Annotated in this window: 2 tRNA genes; both read left to right on the plus strand. The window is 43.7% G+C overall.

Annotated features, from left to right (window positions below):
* The first annotated feature begins 96 nt into the window (after positions 1 to 96).
* Positions 97 to 173, plus strand: a tRNA-Ile gene (locus R8N49_RS28730).
* A 42-nt stretch (positions 174 to 215) separates the two neighbouring features.
* Positions 216 to 291, plus strand: a tRNA-Ala gene (locus R8N49_RS28735).
* The last annotated feature ends 311 nt before the right edge of the window (positions 292 to 602 follow it).

Here is a 602-nt window from a genome sequence, read left to right on the forward strand (position 1 = left end):
AGGGGAACCTGGCGCTGGATCACCTCCTTAAACGATGATTATTGCGATGAGTGTTCACACAGATTGATACGGTTTATAAAGTAAAGAGACGATACTGGGTCTGTAGCTCAGGTGGTTAGAGCGTTCGCCTGATAAGCGAGAGGTCGGTGGTTCGAGTCCACTCAGACCCACCAATTTCTTTCCCAAGGAATTGGCGACAGTATCGACACCTTGATGGGGCTATAGCTCAGCTGGGAGAGCGCCTGCCTTGCACGCAGGAGGTCTGCGGTTCGATCCCGCATAGCTCCACCATCTTTAAGTGTTCTTGAAAAAGAATCTTTAAAAATGGTTTTCATCAGAAAATCTAGCTCTTTAACAATTTGGAAAGCTGACAAAACAACAATTTATTGTTGTTTGTAAAGTTCTCAAAGTATTCATTTATGAATACAACTAAAAACACATTCAAGTGTTCTTGGAATTTGAGTCCGGCAAAATCGAATGTCTCTCGCTCATTCAAATAATGAGAGACAACTTTGGTGATTTGAACATCAACTCGAAACTCCTTCGGGTTGTATGGTTAAGTGACTAAGCGTACACGGTGGATGCCTTGGCAGTCAGAGGCG

The sequence above is a fragment of the Vibrio sp. 1978 genome (assembly GCF_033344345.1).